The organism is Xenorhabdus bovienii SS-2004 (genome assembly GCF_000027225.1).
GTDB classification, from domain to species: domain Bacteria; phylum Pseudomonadota; class Gammaproteobacteria; order Enterobacterales; family Enterobacteriaceae; genus Xenorhabdus; species Xenorhabdus bovienii_C.
In genome coordinates this window covers 2,440,280-2,456,684 of record NC_013892.1, presented here as the reverse complement: position 1 = coordinate 2,456,684, position 16,405 = coordinate 2,440,280, and the positions used below count along the sequence as shown (strand labels likewise).

Annotated in this window: 15 protein-coding genes; 7 read left to right on the top strand and 8 right to left on the bottom strand. The window is 43.1% G+C overall.

The genetic code is table 11. The annotated features are described in order from the left end of the window. Positions 1-39 precede the first annotated feature (39 nt). From sapF to pspF, 6 genes are all read right to left on the bottom strand, one after another. Entirely contained in the window at positions 40-849 is an 810-nt protein-coding gene (gene sapF, locus XBJ1_RS10485; RefSeq protein WP_012988908.1) for a putrescine export ABC transporter ATP-binding protein SapF, read from the bottom strand. After that, positions 850-1,845 (bottom strand): putrescine export ABC transporter ATP-binding protein SapD, encoded by a 996-nt coding sequence (gene sapD / locus XBJ1_RS10480; RefSeq protein ID WP_012988907.1) that lies wholly within the window; start codon positions 1,843-1,845, stop codon positions 850-852. It lies immediately after the preceding gene. Beyond that, positions 1,845-2,732: a putrescine export ABC transporter permease SapC gene (sapC, locus tag XBJ1_RS10475; protein WP_012988906.1), complete on the bottom strand. Its 888-nt coding sequence runs from the start codon at positions 2,730-2,732 to the stop codon at positions 1,845-1,847. The genes sapD and sapC overlap by 1 nt, the downstream gene beginning before the upstream one ends. After that, on the bottom strand, positions 2,719-3,684 hold the full coding sequence (gene sapB / locus XBJ1_RS10470) for a putrescine export ABC transporter permease SapB (protein WP_012988905.1): 966 nt from the start codon (positions 3,682-3,684) through the stop codon (positions 2,719-2,721). Before sapB ends, sapC begins: the two co-directional genes overlap by 14 nt. Next, complete coding sequence (gene sapA, locus XBJ1_RS10465; protein ID WP_012988904.1) at positions 3,681-5,396, bottom strand: ABC transporter substrate-binding protein SapA; 1,716 nt, start codon at positions 5,394-5,396, stop codon at positions 3,681-3,683. Before sapA ends, sapB begins: the two co-directional genes overlap by 4 nt. Positions 5,397-5,686: 290 nt before the next feature. After that, positions 5,687-6,706: a phage shock protein operon transcriptional activator gene (gene pspF, locus XBJ1_RS10460; protein ID WP_012988903.1), complete on the bottom strand. Its 1,020-nt coding sequence runs from the start codon at positions 6,704-6,706 to the stop codon at positions 5,687-5,689. Positions 6,707-6,915: 209 nt separating this feature from the next. On the opposite strand from pspF, the gene pspA reads away from it, so the two are divergent. The 6 genes from pspA to tyrR all read left to right on the top strand — a co-directional run bounded on the left by pspA (position 6,916) and on the right by tyrR (position 12,552). Further along, positions 6,916-7,587, top strand: coding sequence for a phage shock protein PspA (gene pspA / locus XBJ1_RS10455; RefSeq protein ID WP_012988902.1), 672 nt, complete (start codon positions 6,916-6,918; stop codon positions 7,585-7,587). A gap of 32 nt (positions 7,588-7,619) precedes the next feature. Then, on the top strand, positions 7,620-7,841 hold the full coding sequence (gene pspB, locus XBJ1_RS10450; protein WP_012988901.1) for an envelope stress response membrane protein PspB: 222 nt from the start codon (positions 7,620-7,622) through the stop codon (positions 7,839-7,841). Continuing rightward, positions 7,841-8,203, top strand: a complete 363-nt coding sequence (gene pspC / locus XBJ1_RS10445; RefSeq protein WP_012988900.1) for an envelope stress response membrane protein PspC — start codon at positions 7,841-7,843, stop codon at positions 8,201-8,203. The genes pspB and pspC overlap by 1 nt, the downstream gene beginning before the upstream one ends. Before the next feature lie 153 nt (positions 8,204-8,356). Continuing rightward, positions 8,357-9,754, top strand: a complete 1,398-nt coding sequence (locus XBJ1_RS10440) for a YcjX family protein (protein WP_012988899.1) — start codon at positions 8,357-8,359, stop codon at positions 9,752-9,754. Then, positions 9,751-10,839 carry a YcjF family protein gene (locus XBJ1_RS10435; RefSeq protein WP_012988898.1) on the top strand — a complete coding sequence of 363 codons (1,089 nt, stop codon included), beginning with the start codon at positions 9,751-9,753 and terminating at the stop codon, positions 10,837-10,839. The genes XBJ1_RS10440 and XBJ1_RS10435 overlap by 4 nt, the downstream gene beginning before the upstream one ends. A 129-nt stretch (positions 10,840-10,968) precedes the next feature. After that, positions 10,969-12,552, top strand: a complete 1,584-nt coding sequence (gene tyrR, locus XBJ1_RS10430) for a transcriptional regulator TyrR (protein ID WP_012988897.1) — start codon at positions 10,969-10,971, stop codon at positions 12,550-12,552. A 177-nt stretch (positions 12,553-12,729) separates the two neighbouring features. Here the strand turns inward: tyrR and XBJ1_RS10425 are convergent, their stop codons facing one another. Both XBJ1_RS10425 and tpx read right to left on the bottom strand, forming a co-directional pair. Continuing rightward, the gene (locus tag XBJ1_RS10425; protein WP_012988896.1) at positions 12,730-13,653 is read right to left on the bottom strand and encodes a serine/threonine protein kinase; all 924 of its coding nucleotides are present in this window, start codon (positions 13,651-13,653) and stop codon (positions 12,730-12,732) included. A 459-nt stretch (positions 13,654-14,112) separates the two neighbouring features. After that, a complete protein-coding gene (gene tpx, locus XBJ1_RS10420; RefSeq protein WP_012988895.1) occupies positions 14,113-14,616 on the bottom strand; it encodes a thiol peroxidase in 504 nt (167 codons plus the stop codon). A gap of 166 nt (positions 14,617-14,782) precedes the next feature. Here tpx and XBJ1_RS10415 point away from each other — a divergent pair, with 166 nt between their 5' ends. Next, a complete protein-coding gene (locus XBJ1_RS10415; RefSeq protein ID WP_012988893.1) occupies positions 14,783-16,399 on the top strand; it encodes a peptide ABC transporter substrate-binding protein in 1,617 nt (538 codons plus the stop codon). Positions 16,400-16,405: the final 6 nt, after the last annotated feature.

Genomic DNA, 16,405 nt, shown 5'->3' with positions numbered 1-16,405 from the left:
CCGAGCAGTGAATAAAATACGTCCAGTAGTAAAAAAATATTAAGTGATATCCTGCCGCCATGCTTCGGCGGACAGTGGTTCGCCAAAATGGCTGGATATCAGTTTACGCGTAATATCGTGTAATGGTGAGGCCAATACTTCCGCTGTATTGCCACGTTCTACTACTTCTCCCTGATGCATTACCAGCACCTGATCACTGATGTGTTTCATCATGCCGAGGTGCTGGGTGACATAGATATAGGCAATGCCGTGCTTCTCTTGTAGTTCCAACATCAGGTTAATGATTTGGGAACGCATGGACATATCAAGAGAAGCCAATGCTTCATCTGCAACAATAATCTGTGGTTGTAATATCAGCGCCCGTGCCAATGCCACGCGCTGTTTCTGACCTGAAGCGAGCATGTGCGGATAATAGTAGGCATGATCTGGCAGCAAACCAACTTGACGTAACGTCTGGTTGATTTGCTTCTCTCGCTCAGAAGAAGAAAGCTCCGTATTCAAGATTAATGGCACATCTAGAATCTGCCCAATACGCTGACGGGGATTCAATGATGTACTGGGATCTTGGAAAATCATGCGGATACGTTGGCTGCGATAACTGTAATCCCCATAGGCCAGTTGATGGTTATTAATCAGAATATCGCCCGAAGTGGGTTCGATAACACCTGACAGCATTCTTGCCAGCGTGGATTTACCGGAGCCATTCGCACCAATGATTGCCAGCGTTTTTTTGGGCTGCAGAGTAAAGCTTACGGGCTTTACAGCATCAAGGTGGTGATGGCGAAACAGTCCGGTTCGGTAGCGGAATGTTTTAGTCAGATTTTTAACTTCCAGTAATGTCTCAATCAATTACTGTTCCTCCATGTTCAAGGGGAAATGACAGGCGAAGGAATGATTTTTAACTCCCCGCAAACGTGGGGTTTCAATACAGGTTTTCTGGGCATAGGGACAACGAGGTCCCAAGCGGCATCCTATCGGTAAATGCTCCAGTGATGGAATAGCCCCTGATAAAGTATTTAAACGGCCTTTATGAGGCAATGGATTGTTGCCAAAATCAGGAATTGAGCGAATAAGTGCCTGAGTATAAGGATGATGAGGTGTCACTAGCAATTCATCGGGTGTGGCACTTTCCACTGTTTGACCGCAATACAGTACATTAATGCGCTTGACCAGTTTGCTCATCATTTGCAGATCATGGCTAATCAGCAAGATTGTCATGTTGTTGTTCTGGTTTAGGCTCGATAGTAAGCGGAATATCTGGGCTTGTGTTGTTGGCTCCATTGCGTTGGTGGGTTCATCTGCAATCAGCAGTCGTGGCTGGTTGGCGAGTGCAATGGCAATCATCACTTTCTGACATTCTCCATCCGTTAACTCATAAGGATAACAGTGCATGATGGCATAGTGATCTTTAATCCCAACTCGATGCAGTAGTTCGATGGCACGCCGTTTTCGCCAATTAAACCGCTGCCACCAGCGACCTTTATAGGTCCAGCCCGGGATGGATTGAATGAGCTGTTTGCCAATACTTTCTGATGGATCAAGGCATGACTGAGGCTCTTGAAAAATCATCGAAATGTTGTGTCCGATGACTTTCCGACGTTGTCTTAACGTCAGGCGCAATAAGTCAATGTCGTTGAAACGAAAACGGTCTGCGGTGACGCTGAGGTTGTCTTTCGTGACACCACAGATTGCCTTGGCAATCAAACTTTTACCAGATCCTGATTCACCCGCTAATCCGAGTATTTCACCTTCTGTCAGTGAAATACTCATACGGTCAACCACTTTAACGGGGCCTTCTGACGTCATAAATTCAATGGTGAGATTTCGGATATCGAGCAGAGGCATTATTCGACTCCTGCATTAATGGCGCGGTGCAGTCCGTCACCGAGTAAATTAACCAGTAAGACACTGAGCGTAATGGCAGCACCGGGTAACATGACGGTCCAAGGGGCAGAGTAAATGAGTTCTAATGAATTCCCCAGCATGGCTCCCCATTCAGGTGATGGTAATTGAGCACCTAGATCGAGAAAGCCTAATGCAGCAATATCAAGAATAGCGATAGAGAGTGCGCGGGTTAATTCACTGACTATCGCCGCTGTAATATTAGGAAAGACGGCATATCGCAAAATCCGATAATTTGAAGCACCATCCAGACGTGCTGCGATAATATACTCTTTATCCAGCTCATCGTGTACAGCAGTATAAATTGTGCGCACTATCCTCGGCAGTAATGCCAGCCAGATAGCAATCATTGCATGTTGCAGACTGGCTCCTACAAAAGCCACGACAATGATAGCCAGTAACAGTGAGGGAATTGAAAGTAATGTCTCAAGAATATGGTTCAAGACAGCAGATCTCAGTCCATGAGTCATACCAGCAAGGCTACCGATAGCTAATCCAGCAATTGCCGCTGCGGCAGTCACAATTAATGCCGCTCCAAATGTGGAAGACGTGCCAATCAGCAAACGACTGAAAATATCTCGCCCGAGATCATCAGTTCCAAGGAAAAAGGCGACATTCCCGTGGTGTGACCATGACGGGGGCATAAGCTGGTACATAAATTGCTGATCAAGTTGATAGGGGGCAATTTGTCCACCCAAAAGACTTAATGCAATTAAAATCAGTACCCCATAAAAACCCGTCATTGCCAGTATATCAGCATAGAAAAAACGCCAGATAACTTTCAGTGGAGAAGGCATTTTCTTTTCACGGTAGAAATTATCTAAGGGCATACCATTCCTTATGCTTCAGGGGATTAGCTATCGCGCCAATAATATCAGTCAGCACATTCACTGAAATAACCAAAGCTCCGATCACCATCACGCCAGCCGAGATGGCTGAATAATCCTGCTGGCGAATGGCGATGATGAGCCAGTGTCCCAAACCCGGCCAGTTGAATACCTGCTCTGTTACCATTGCCAGCGTGAGCATGGTTGAAAATTGTAATCCCAGTTTAGGAATAATGGGAGGCAGGGCATTATGCAACAAGTGGCGCCGAATAATCGTCAATCGTGACAGTCCGCGAGTGGCTGCCGATTTGATATAGTTTGATGCGGAGACTTCCTCTGCACTGTTGCGCATTAAACGAATGACTTCGGTCATGGGTGCAACGGCTAGTGTGATGACGGGTAAGATCATGTGCAAAATGACATTCACGATCATTTCATTGCGATAAGGTTCTTTGGACAGCCAGGCATCAGCCAGTGCGGAACCTGTCACTTGCTCCATCCGATACAGTAAATCAAATCGTCCTGAGACTGGCAGCCATCCCAAATACAGTGAAAAGAGGAGAGTGAGTAACAGGGCCAGCCAGAAAACAGGAATGGAAAAACCCAATAGGGCAAATGTACTGATGATTGTATCTGCCTTTTTGTTGCGCCAGACGCCAGCAATGATCCCCAAAGGAATGCCGATTAATAACGCCATAGAAAAAGAGAGAATACAAAGCTCCATAGTTGCAGGAAAAACGCTGTACAACTGTTCAATAATACGTTCGCCATTAATGCTGGAAATGCCAAAATCCCACTGTAACAGGCTGTGGAGATAGAACACATAGGCATCAGTCAATGATGCACCGCTCAAAGGTCCATGAGGCGTGAAATACATCAGGCTGAAACTGATTAATGAAAGAAAAAACAGCGTCACAAGCAGAAGCAATAAACGACGCAGAATATAAATAATCATTTGCTTCCCTTTTTATTTCCAGTAGGCGTGGTCGTTTCCTGTACGCGGTAGACTCCAGCAAAGGAGCTATTGCCAAATGGGCTCAATACTAATCCTTTAATGTTATAACGAAATATCTGTAGTTGTGTTGGATAAGCTAATGGTAGTACAGGTAATTGCTGGGCAAGGATTTTCTGGGCAATATGATAGTTTTCAATACGTGATGCAAGTTGCTGATTTAATAAAGCTTGATGGAGTGCATCATCAAAGGCTGAGTCGCACCAATGGCTCAAATTGGTTTGGGAAGCGATGGCTGCACAACTCAATAGTGGCCGGAAAAAACTATCAGGATCGTTACTGTCAGTAGACCAGCCAGCTAGAGTCATGTCATGGGTTTTATCCATCAGTTGGTTTTCCTGAGCACGGCCTTCGACAGGATGGATAGACATCTTAATACCAACCTGTGCCAAATCGGCCTGAATCAGTTCTGCCATTTTCAATGGGCTCGGGTTATAAGATTGTGAAGCCGTTGGTACCCATAATGTCAGTTCTAATCCATTTAATCCCAGTTCAGTTAGCATTTTTCGTGATTTTTCGGGATTATATTCGGTTATTTCCGCACTATTATCATAAGCCCATGATGCGCGTGGTAAAATTGAGGCAGCCGTTTCAGCCGTGCCATAATAGATGGATTTCATCAGTCGCTGATTATTGATGGCATATGCAATGGCTTGACGAACTGCCAGCTTGTCCAGCGGTGGTTTGCTAGTATTGAACGCAAGATAGGCGATATTCATACCTGAGCGTAATGTCTGGTGCAGGTTCGGATTATCATGCAGCACACTGAACTGATTCGCGGGAGGATAGGCCAATACATCACATTCCCCCGTCAGCAGTTTAGAAATTCTGCCTGTGCCGCCGGCGCCGGCATCTATAACAACCTGTTCCATGTATGGCTTGCCCTTCCAATACTTATCATGACGGATAAGTCGAATAAATTGTTCCGCCCGATAATCTTCCAGCATGAATGGCCCTGTTCCGACTGGTTTCCAATCAATTTGTTCCTGCCGATTTATCTTATGCAGTTTTTGCCCATACTCTTCAGACAATATTGAGGCATAGTGAGTTGCCAAGTGCCAGGGAAACGACGCATCAGGTGCATTAAGGCGAAATTCGACTGTATATTTATCGATTTTTTGAATACTCAGTACAGAATCACCAAATTGCAAACTATCAAAATAGGGGTAATCCCCACCGTTGACATAATGGTAATAGTGCGTTTTATCGAATAAGCGACGGAAGCTGAAAACAACATCATCGGCATTCATGGTGCGGGTTGGCGTAAACCAGTCCGTTGATTGGAAAGCGACATTATGGCGCAGGTAAAAACGGTATGTTGCCCCGTTGTCCCGCACTTCCCAGCGGGAAGCCAGTTCTGGTATCAAACGATAGGTCAGAGGGTCAACACCTAAGAGACGATCATAAATCTGGGCAGCCAGAGTGTCCACAGTCAGGCCGCTGATAGCCATCTGAGGGTTAAAAGTATTCAGATTGCCGTTAACGCAATAAATAAAACCATTCTGCCGCAAGGCAGCCGACATATAGGATAAATTATCCAATGTGTCGTCAGGAATCGCTTGGTGAGTAGCTTTAGTCGTTTCTGGAATAGCATTGTCAGCAGCCAGTGTGGATGCTGAAAGCAATAATATGATCCAGTAAATCAAATAGCGCATATAAAACATCAATCATAAAAAAGAGTTTGTGCATTGTAACTTAATTAACGCTTTCTGCTCAAAAACAACGGGTAGATCACTATAATGAGAAAAATTCTCAATAAAATACTTTACAAATACTATTGAGAAACATTATCATTTATACCGTGCTTTGGAGAGACATCTTGTGATACTAAATATGTTTTCTCAGAAAAAGCACGACATTGCTCACATTGCTTCCAGTGTTTTTATTAGCCAGCTCGGGTGCTGGCTATTTTTTTATCCCTTTATCCTCTAATTCCTCTTCCCTTTTAATCCATGACATGAATGTTGATATGGTGTTTCTTGATTAATCCACGCAGTTGATGGTAGGTCAGGTTGAGTTTCCCTGCCGCTTTTTTCTGGCTGAACTGGCTTTCTTCCAATGCCTGTATAATCAACTGCTTTTCACTGTCATTTTGCCATTGTCTTAAATCAAAAGGTAAGCAGGGGAGGGAATAAGGCATCACTTCGTTATGATTACACGCAGGAATAGACATTTGTGAAGAAAATATTTGTGATGATGCAAAGGGATTGATAATGATGGTATCTAATTCTTTTTCATTATCTCTGTGTCGATAAATAGAGCGTTCTATCACATTCTTCAATTCACGAATATTTCCGGGCCAGTGATAAGTAAGTAACTGTTGCTTAGCCTCATCGGTAAATCCGGGGAAGAACGACAGGTTCAACTCTCGGCACATCTGAATGGCAAAGTGTTGTGCCAGTAACATGATATCTTGCTGCCTTTGGCGTAGTGGCGGAATTTGAACAACATCAAATGCCAGCCTGTCGAGCAAGTCAGCTCTGAATTTTCCACGGGCAGCCATGGCAGGTAGATCTTCGTTGGTTGCACAGATCAATCGTACATCCACCTGTAGCGATTGATTGCCTCCCACCCGCTCAAGGTAACCGTATTCAATTACCCGCAGTAGCTTTTCTTGTACCTGCATAGGTGCGGTAGCCAGTTCGTCAAGAAACAGTGTTCCCCCATCGGCACGTTCAAAACGTCCTTGATGTTTTGAACGTGCACCCGTAAATGCCCCAGCTTCATGGCCAAACAGCTCAGAATCCAGCAGGTTTTCATTAAGTGCAGCACAATTGAGGGAAATAAAAGAGCCTTGCCAGCGTGGGGAAAGGTAGTGCAAACGACGTGCAATCAATTCCTTGCCGGTTCCTCGTTCTCCCAGCACCAAAACGGGTTTATTTAATTTTGCAAGTGCAGAGACTTGCTCCAGAATTTCAATAAAGCAGTTTGCTTCGCCTAATAGGTTATCAATGAATTGATGCATGGTATTTTTCACCAATAGTTGGTCAATTTAACCACGATAAACTATAGCGCTAAAAAGTTAAAGAGAAATTATATCAAATAATTCAATTGGATAAGCAAGGTATGAAAGTTGGCATGTATCTTGTATTTAATTAAGTGCCTTACCGTATATCTGTTTTAATAGTACACAGGCATAACATACATACATTCTAATGAAAGAGGTTTATGACTATGGGTATTTTTTCTCGTTTTGCTGATATCGTTAACGCCAATATCTCTTCCCTGCTGGATAAAGCAGAAGATCCACAGAAAATGATCCGCCTGATGATTCAGGAAATGGAAGATACGCTGGTGGAAATTCGTTCAACATCGGCCCGCACATTAGCAGAGAAAAAACAGCTTTTGCGTCGTATCGGTGTTGGTGAGAATCAAATAGAAGGCTGGCAAGAAAAAGCCGAACTGGCGTTAAGTAAAGAAAAAGAAGATCTGGCTCGCGCCGCTTTGATTGAAAAACAGAAAATCAGTAATTTGATTTACGCGTTGAAAAATGAACTGTCTATTCTGGATGAAACCCTTGGACGTATTAAAGGGGAAGTAACTGAATTGGAAAACAAACTGACAGAAGCGCGTGCAAGACAACAATCACTGACCCTGCGCCATCAGGCCGCCGCATCTTCCCGTGAAGTACGCCGCCAACTGGACAGCGGTAAAATTGATGAAGCGATGGCACGTTTCGAACAGTTTGAACGTCGAATTGATCATATGGAAGCAGAAGCGGAAGCTATTGGGCTGGGCAAACAGAAATCACTGGAGCAGCAATTCACAGAATTAAAAGCGGATGACGAAATTAGTGCACAATTGGCAGCCTTGAAAGCTAAAATGAGTGTCAAAGATTCACAATGATTAATCATTGACTCACCATTTAAGGAAAGATAATGGGCTATATATTTCTTGGAATCCCGCTGATCCTCTTCGTGCTTTTTGTTTTACCCATCTGGTTGTGGTTGCACTATAGTAACCAGAGTCGGGGTCAGTTAGGGAGCAATGAAATTCAGCGTTTGGAGCAATTGGCAGAGAATGCACGGCATATGCAGGAGCGAATTAAAACGCTGGAAGAGATACTTGATGCAGAGCATCCAAACTGGAGGCAATCATAATGTCGAATACTTATCGCCGGAAACTTTACCGTCTTCCAGAGCAGGGGATGGTGAAAGGAGTTTGTGCTGGGTTGGCGAGTTATTTTAATGTACCGGTTCCGCTCATGCGTACCATCACGGTATTATCGTTGTTCTTTGGATTATTTGGCTTCACGGTATTGGTATATATTATCTTGACCTTTGTTATGGATCCCGCGCCAGCGGGATATCAGGCAGAGGACATAAATAAGAGGCCATCGGGACAAAAGATACTGGATGAGGTTGATTACCAACTGAGGGCAGGTGAAATGCGCCTGCGTCAGATGGAGCGCTATATCACCTCTGATACCTACAGTGTGCGCAGCCGTTTTCGTCAGCTTTAAACCGTGGCAAACTTTATGCAATAGCATCTAAGCCATAGATAAATATGAAATCTGGCCAGTAACGACAGTGAGGATGCCAAATTTTGGCAATAATTCTGTTGATGTTACCAGGCCGGATATAAATTGAGTCACGGTATTCCATTTAGGAGAAACATGAAACGGTTGCAAAACGAATTGAAATCTCTTGTTAATCGTGGAGTAGACCGTCATTTGCGGCTGGCGGTGACAGGATTAAGCCGTAGTGGAAAAACGGCATTTATTACTTCTTTGGTGAACCAGCTTCTTCATGTCCACAGCGGGGCTAGATTGCCGTTGTTTTCTGCTGTGCGGGATGGGCGTTTACTTGGTGTGAAGCGGGTGCCTCAACGGGATTTTGGTGTTCCCCGTTTTGCTTATGATGAAAATATTACCGCATTGCACGATACACCCCCTTATTGGCCAATACCAACGCAGGGCGTGAGTGAAATCCGTCTGGCTCTGCGTTATCGCTCTGAAGATTCCCTGCTGCGTTATCTCAAAGAAACTTCCACCCTGTATCTGGAAATCGTTGATTATCCGGGGGAATGGTTACTGGATTTACCGATGTTGGAGCAGAATTATCTGGCATGGTCACGACAGATGAACGGTATGCTGAAAGGGGAAAGGGCAGATTGGGCTAAACCATGGCTCGAATTATGCCAACAGTGCGATCCCCTGGCACCTGCCGATGAAAATTTGCTTGCCAGAATCGCACAGGCTTATACGCATTATCTGCATCAATGCAAAGCTCAGGGGTTGCATTTCATTCAGCCGGGTCGTTTCATATTACCGGGTGATCTGGCAGGGGCGCCGGCACTACAATTTTTTCCGTGGCTGGATATTAACGGCATCGGGGAGTCACAACTGGCCAAGGCGGATAAACATACCAATATTGGTATGTTGCGGGAACGATTTGCCTACTACTGCGATCACATTGTAAAAGGTTTTTATAAAGAGCACTTTCTTCGTTTTGATCGACAAATTGTTCTGGTTGATTGTTTGCAGCCATTAAACAGCGGTCCACCGGCTTTTAACGACATGCGTCTGGCTCTGGCACAGCTCATGCAGAGTTTTCATTATGGTAAGCGAACCTTATTTCGCCGCTTATTTTCACCTTGCATTGATAAATTGATGTTTGCAGCAAGCAAAGCTGATCACGTGACTGCTGATCAACACGCTAACCTCATATCTCTCTTACAGCAATTAGTTCAGGAAGCGTGGCAGAATGCGGCTTTTGAAGGGATCAGCATGGATTGTGTTGGTTTAGCATCTGTTCAGGCTACTGAAAGTGGTATTGTGCTTCACGATGGTGAAAAAATCCCCGCTATCAAGGGAAATCGGTTGTCAGATGATAAATTGCTGACGTTTTTCCCGGGAGAGGTGCCACAGCGTTTACCGAACAATGACTTCTGGCAAAAACAAGGGTTTAATTTTGAATCTTTTCGGCCAAAACAAGTAAATGTAGATACACCGTTACCTCACATCCGTATGGACAGTGCGATGGAGTTTTTATTGGGAGATAAACTAACATGACTGATCCCTTGAAACCGAGAATTGATTTCGACGATTGTTTAAAGACCCAGTCGGAACCCTCATTGAAATCTAAGAAAGAATTCAATGGACAGGAAAATGAGTTTTGTCCAGTCGCGCCTGAACGGGAAGCAGAAGAGCAAAAAAGCGAGTTTGAAGGCGCAGTCAATGCCGCTCTGAAACCAAAGCGTAGTTTTTGGCGAAAAGTTTTTTCTGGTGCGGTTCTGTTGTTGGGTATTAGTGTGGTTGCGCAGTTTATTCAATGGATATACCAATCATGGCAGCAACACGATTGGATTTCGCTGGGGGTGGCCGCCGCAGGCAGCATGATTGTTTTTGCAGGCATAGGTACTGTAATAAGCGAATGGCAGCGTCTTTATCGTTTGCGTCAACGGACAGAAGAGCGCGATATAGCGAAGTCATTATTGCAAAGTCATGGCATAGGTAAAGGGCGTCAATTTTGTGAGAAGCTGGCGGAGCAGGCTGGAATCGGGCAGCAGCATCCGGCATTGCAACGTTGGCAGGCTGCGGTACATGAGACACATAATGATCGTGAAATCGTCATGCTCTACAGCAAACATGTTCAGCCTGTTTTGGATGTTCAGGCTAAAAAGGAGATCAGCCGCTCGGCAGCAGAATCGGCTTTAATGATTGCTGTCAGCCCACTGGCTATCGTGGATATGGCCTTTATTGCATGGCGAAACATTCGCCTTATTAATCGCATTGCGGCATTATATGGGATCGAATTGGGCTATTTCAGCCGTATTCGCCTGTTCCGATTGGTTTTGTTGAATATAGCTTTTGCTGGTGCATCGGAGCTGGTCAGGGAAGTTGGTATGGATTGGCTGTCACAGGACATTGCTGCCCGGCTTTCGGCACGTGCCGCTCAAGGTATTGGTGCCGGGTTGCTGACGGCACGCTTGGGTATCAAGGCAATGGAACTGTGCCGTCCTTTACCGTGGATTGATAGTGATAAGCCAAAACTGGGGGATTTCCGTCACCAGTTGATCACTCAGCTTAAAAGCACGTTACCGACGAAGATGAAAAGTGCAGTAAAAGGAACAGAGAACAGCGCAGTAATCAAATAGTGGTTACTGTCACGTTATTTTGACGCCCTGTTTTATCGTCAACTTTTACTGACAGGGGCTTCATCTATTGCACCGTAACGGGTAACATTTCAGACGGCTATGAACATCGTGTAAATAAGGTCGGAATAAATGCGATTGGAAGTTACTTGTCAGGATCGAATTGGGTTGACACGCGAGCTACTTGATTTATTGGTTTTACGAAATATTGACCTGAAAGGAATTGAGATTTCTCCTGCACGTCGTATTTACCTTAATTTTACTCAAATTGATTTCAACACCTTTCGCTTATTGATGGCGGAAATTCGCCGTATTAACGGAGTAATAGATGTCAGGACGGTTGCTTTTATGCCGTCAGAAAAAGAGCACAGGGCAATGTGGACATTGCTGGAGTCTGTTCCTGAGCCCATATTTTCTATTGATATGAAAGGAAATATTGATCTGGTTAATCCGGCATCTTTAGTATTATTTGGTCTCAACAAAGAGAGAATTGGTCAAAAAAACATTGGCCACCTTATCAGTAATTACAATTTCCTCCGCTGGCTTGAGAGTGAACATCATCAACCTCATTCGGCAAATTTAGTCATCAAAGGTCAAGATTACTGCATGGATATTATTCCCATGCAATTAACGGATGAAAATCAGTCTGTTAAATGTGTGGGAGCTGTGATTATGCTTCGTTCAACCACGCGTGTTGCTCTTGTCCCATCGCGTAAAAAGTTTACTGTGAGCGATGACAGTGCTTTTGACAAAATTGTTGCTGTCGGCCCGAAAATGGTTCATGTCGTTGAGCAAATACGTAAAATAGCGATGCTGGATGCACCTTTATTGCTGATTGGTGATACAGGAACAGGAAAAGATGAGTTTGCCAAAGCTTGCCACCTGCGGAGTTCAAGAAGAAAACAGCCTTTTCTAGGATTGAATTGTGCTTCCATGCCGGATGATGTTGCAGAAAGCGAGCTGTTCGGTTATGCCGCAGGAGCTTATCCGAATGCACTGGAAGGTAAGAAAGGTTTTTTTGAGCAGGCTAATGGCGGCACGGTTTTGTTGGATGAAATTGGTGAAATGTCGCCACAAATGCAGATCAAGTTACTGCGTTTTCTCAATGATGGGACGTTTCGTCGTGTTGGTGAAGATGATGAAGTCAAAGTTGATGTCAGGATTATCTGCGCTACCCAAAAAAACTTGGTCGAGCTGGTGCAGAAGGGGGAATTCAGGGAGGATCTCTATTATCGGCTTAATGTATTGACTATCACATTGCCTCCTTTGCGGGAACGTCAGGCGGATATCATGCCGTTGGCGGATTTTTTTGTTACCCGCTTTGCTGAAGAACAGGGGTTAGAAAAGCCTAAATTCGCTCATGAACTGGAACACTTTTTGTGTAGTTATCATTGGCCGGGAAATGTCAGACAATTGCGCAATGCTATTTATCGGGCACTAACTCAGTTTGAAGGTCACCAGTTACGCCCTCAGGATATTCAGTTACCTGAATTAGAGACAGAGGTTGCATTCAGTGACGATATTTTGTCAGGCTCTTTGGATGAAATTAGTAAACGTTTTGAACGTTCTGTACTCATTCGCCTTTACCGTCATTATCCAAGCACCCGAAAACTGGCTAAACGGCTAGGAGTTTCTCACACAGCCATCGCGAATAAATTACGTGAATATAGTTTAAGCGGGAAAAAACAGATGGCCGAACATGAAGATGATGAGTAGTTTTCATCAAATTAGCTGTTGTTAAGTATTAGCTCCATCAAATATTTTATCTGATGGGGCCAATTTTTGGACTTCATAAATGAAAGGATTACCTGGTGATTATTCGCTGTTTGAACTTACGGGAGGAATGTAAGCCGTAAAGGTGTTTGGTCGGGTTTAAAATAATACAGAGACTCGTCATGTCTTTATAGTCGACGCTTTTATCTGCGTTATTAGTTCTGTTATAGACAATGGGCGTTCTGATAGTTTTATTTTCAAAGTACGGTCAATTATATGTAAAAATGATGAAGAATATCCCGCAGGACAAAGCTTACTCAATGGCAGATAGTTATCTTCAATATTTCGCACAATACTGACTGGGGGAGGGGTTCCGACAATCAAGGTATGCAATACCGCTCCTAGAGAGTAAATATCTGTCCAAGGACCTTGTTGCCCTTCTTCGTTGACGGTGTATTGCTCAACAGCCGTAAATCCAGGACTTATGGTCACTTCCTTTTCATCTGACAAACGTTCCGTTGCTTTTCTGGCAGAGCCTAAATCAAGTAATATGGGTAACTGATCATCTTGAATAAGAATATTATCCAGAGAAATATCACAGTGCAGATATCCTGCTTGGTGGAGCGTATCGATAGCATCAAGCAAAGGAAACAACATATTATAAATCCAATTCTGATTGATGATCTTCGGGCATTTCGTTTGTAATTTTTTTAATGTTATCCCACTGTAAAATGGAGTTGCAATATAAGCAGTACTATTTTGTTGCCAGAAACGCAGAAAGCGTGGCAGGCAGGGGTGATTAAAACAGGACATCAAATGGGCTTCATGCATAAAATTATGTAGCCCGACCTGAAATCTCTTTTTGAGACTTGCTCTGCGTAGATTTAGCTTTAGATCCTGACGACGTACAACAAGAATAGAAGGCATATATTCTTTAATAGCCATAGTGCATCTCAGTCGGTGATTCCATGCACGATATACAATACTGAATCCCCCTTCGCCAATGACTTCTTCAATTTTAAATTCGTTGAAACAATACCCTATAGGAAGTGTATGAGATAGAGAAAACTCGCCATTTGAGTAGTTATTATGAGTATTCTGCATAATGAATGTTCTCCTGAACACAGATCTAATTTGTGTATTGAAACTCACCTTGCTCGAACGATACCTGTAGGTGAAACATCATCCTTCACCATAGTCAGGATGTACCTTTCCATGTAATTCATATTACTAATTTGAATGAACTATTTCATATAGTTAATTGCTTTTCAATTAAATTATATTGATATTAATTTTATTTATAGAAATGACTGTCAAATAATAAAATAATGAATTTAAGAAATAGGTGGTTTTTAATATTTTGATTTGAAATTATTTTTTATGGGGGATATTAGGTTGTATGATTTCTGTGTATTTTGTCAGTTATCATTACTGAAATGAGGATTTTTTTGGTGTACTGATAAAATAAGTTGGCGGCAACTACAAATAGCTCGCCGCCAAGAAAATAAATTTTATCTATAAAACAATTGGTTTGCCATGTTGGAAAACAAAAGTAATTTTATTTTATTTTAGTATTGATAATGCGCTGTCATAGTCAGGTTCATTGGTGATTTCATCAACTAGCTGGCTATAAATAACCTGATTATTTTCATCCAAGACAACAACGGCACGTGCAGTTAACCCAACTAATGGGCCTTGGCTTATCGCAACACCGTAATCTTCGTGAAATTTACCACCACGTAATGTAGAAAGCATCACCACATTTGACAAACCTTCAGCACCACAGAAACGGGATTGTGCAAAAGGTAAGTCTGCTGAAATGCAAAGCACGACAGTATTATTCAGTTCGCTGGCAACTTGATTGAATTTACGGACGGATGTGGCACAAACACCGGTATCAATACTTGGGAAAATATTGAGTACTTTTCTTTTTCCTGCGTACTGGCTCAGTGTCACATCGGCGAGATCTTTAGCTACCAGTGAGAATTCTTTTGTTGTTTGGCCTACCTGTGGAAAATCTCCATTAATGGTGATATCGCTACCTTGAAACTTGACTGTTTGTGTCATGGTTTTTATTCCTTGATTAAGTAAACTGCATTATCAGTGTAAAGGAAGAGTGCGATCTTGCCCACCAAAATAGACGCGATATTCAGAAATACTCTGCCTTCCTTTAGTTAACAATGTTTTATAATTTATTCTTAGGATAATTTTTAGACTCACAAGGCAAAAATTCATGCATAATTTTAAGTTGCTTCCCTCTGTATTGCTGATGACTGGACTTTCTTTTTCTGTTTCTGCCGCTAATGTACCTATTGGAACTCAACTTGACGGCCGTCAGGAACTGGTTCGTCAATTGAAAGATGAACCTGCATCATTGGATCCTATTAAATCCTTTGGCTTGACAGAAGCACAGGTGCTGCGTGACCTGCTTGAAGGATTGGTGAATCAGGATGTTTATGGAGAGCCCATCCCTGGCGTTGCTATTGATTGGAAGACAACAGACAACCAGACGTGGGTATTTACGTTACGGCAGAATGCACACTGGTCTAACGGTGACAAGGTCACGGCATCTGATTTTGTTTATAGCTGGCGGAGGTTGGTTAATCCTGCTAATGCATCCTCTTTTTCTTGGTTTGCGGCTTTATCAGGCATTCAGAATGCACAGGAAATTATTGATGGCAAATTACCATCAGAAAAGTTGGGAGTGGAAGCGATTGATCCATATACATTAAAAGTCAGCCTAGATCGTCCTGTTCCTTATTTTCCTAATATGACAACCAATTTTAGTCTTTATCCCGTTCATAAACAGAGTGTTGACAAATATGGGAATGATTGGACAAGGGTCGGTCATTTGGTTGGTAATGGCGCATTTATGCTTACGGGACGTGTTGTAAATGAAAAAATTGTTCTGACACCAAATCCTTATTATTGGGACCATAAAAGTACTGTATTGAAAAAAGTCACTTTTTTACCTATCAATCAGGAATCCCACGCGACCAAGCGTTATTTGGCAGGGGATTTGGATATTACTGAATCTTTCCCTAAAAATAGGTATCAGAAACTATTGCGGGATATCCCAGGAGAAGTATTCACGCCGGATCAACTAGGTACGTATTATTACGCATTCAATACACAGCGGGCACCCACCAATGATATTCGCGTTAGGCGAGCGCTTTCCATGACGATAGATAGGAAACTGATTGCAGGAAAAATCTTGGGAACGAACGAAAAACCTGCATGGCGCTTTACACCTGATGTCACTGCTGGATTCCAGCCAGAAAAAAGCCAGCATGAAGTTTTAACCCAACAGGAATTGGATGATCAGGCGAGAACATTACTGAAAGAGGCCGGATATGGCTTCGGTAATCCATTAAAACTTTCCCTGCTTTATAACAACTTAGAAAATAACCAACGGATCGCTATTGCAATAAGTTCAGAGTGGAAAAAGAAACTGGGTGTTGAGGTGAAATTAGTTAATCAGGAATGGAAAACCTATGTTGATAATCGTAACACCGGTAATTTTGATGTCGTCAGAGCATCTTGGACTGGGGATTACAATGAGCCATCAAGTTTTTTATCTCTTTTGACTTCAACGCATAGTGGCAATCTCGCTAAATTCCACAATTCTGCCTATGACACATTGCTAAAAGAAGCTAGTCAGGAAACTGATGAAATGGCGAGAAACCGTGATTACAATCAGGCAGAAAAAATAATTACCGAACAAGCGCCAATTGCTCCGATTTATCAATATACCAATGGCCGATTGATCAAATCATGGCTAAAAGGATACCCGATCACCAATCCTGAAGACGTGGCCTATAGTCATAGTATGTACATCATCAAGCACTAAAAAGGA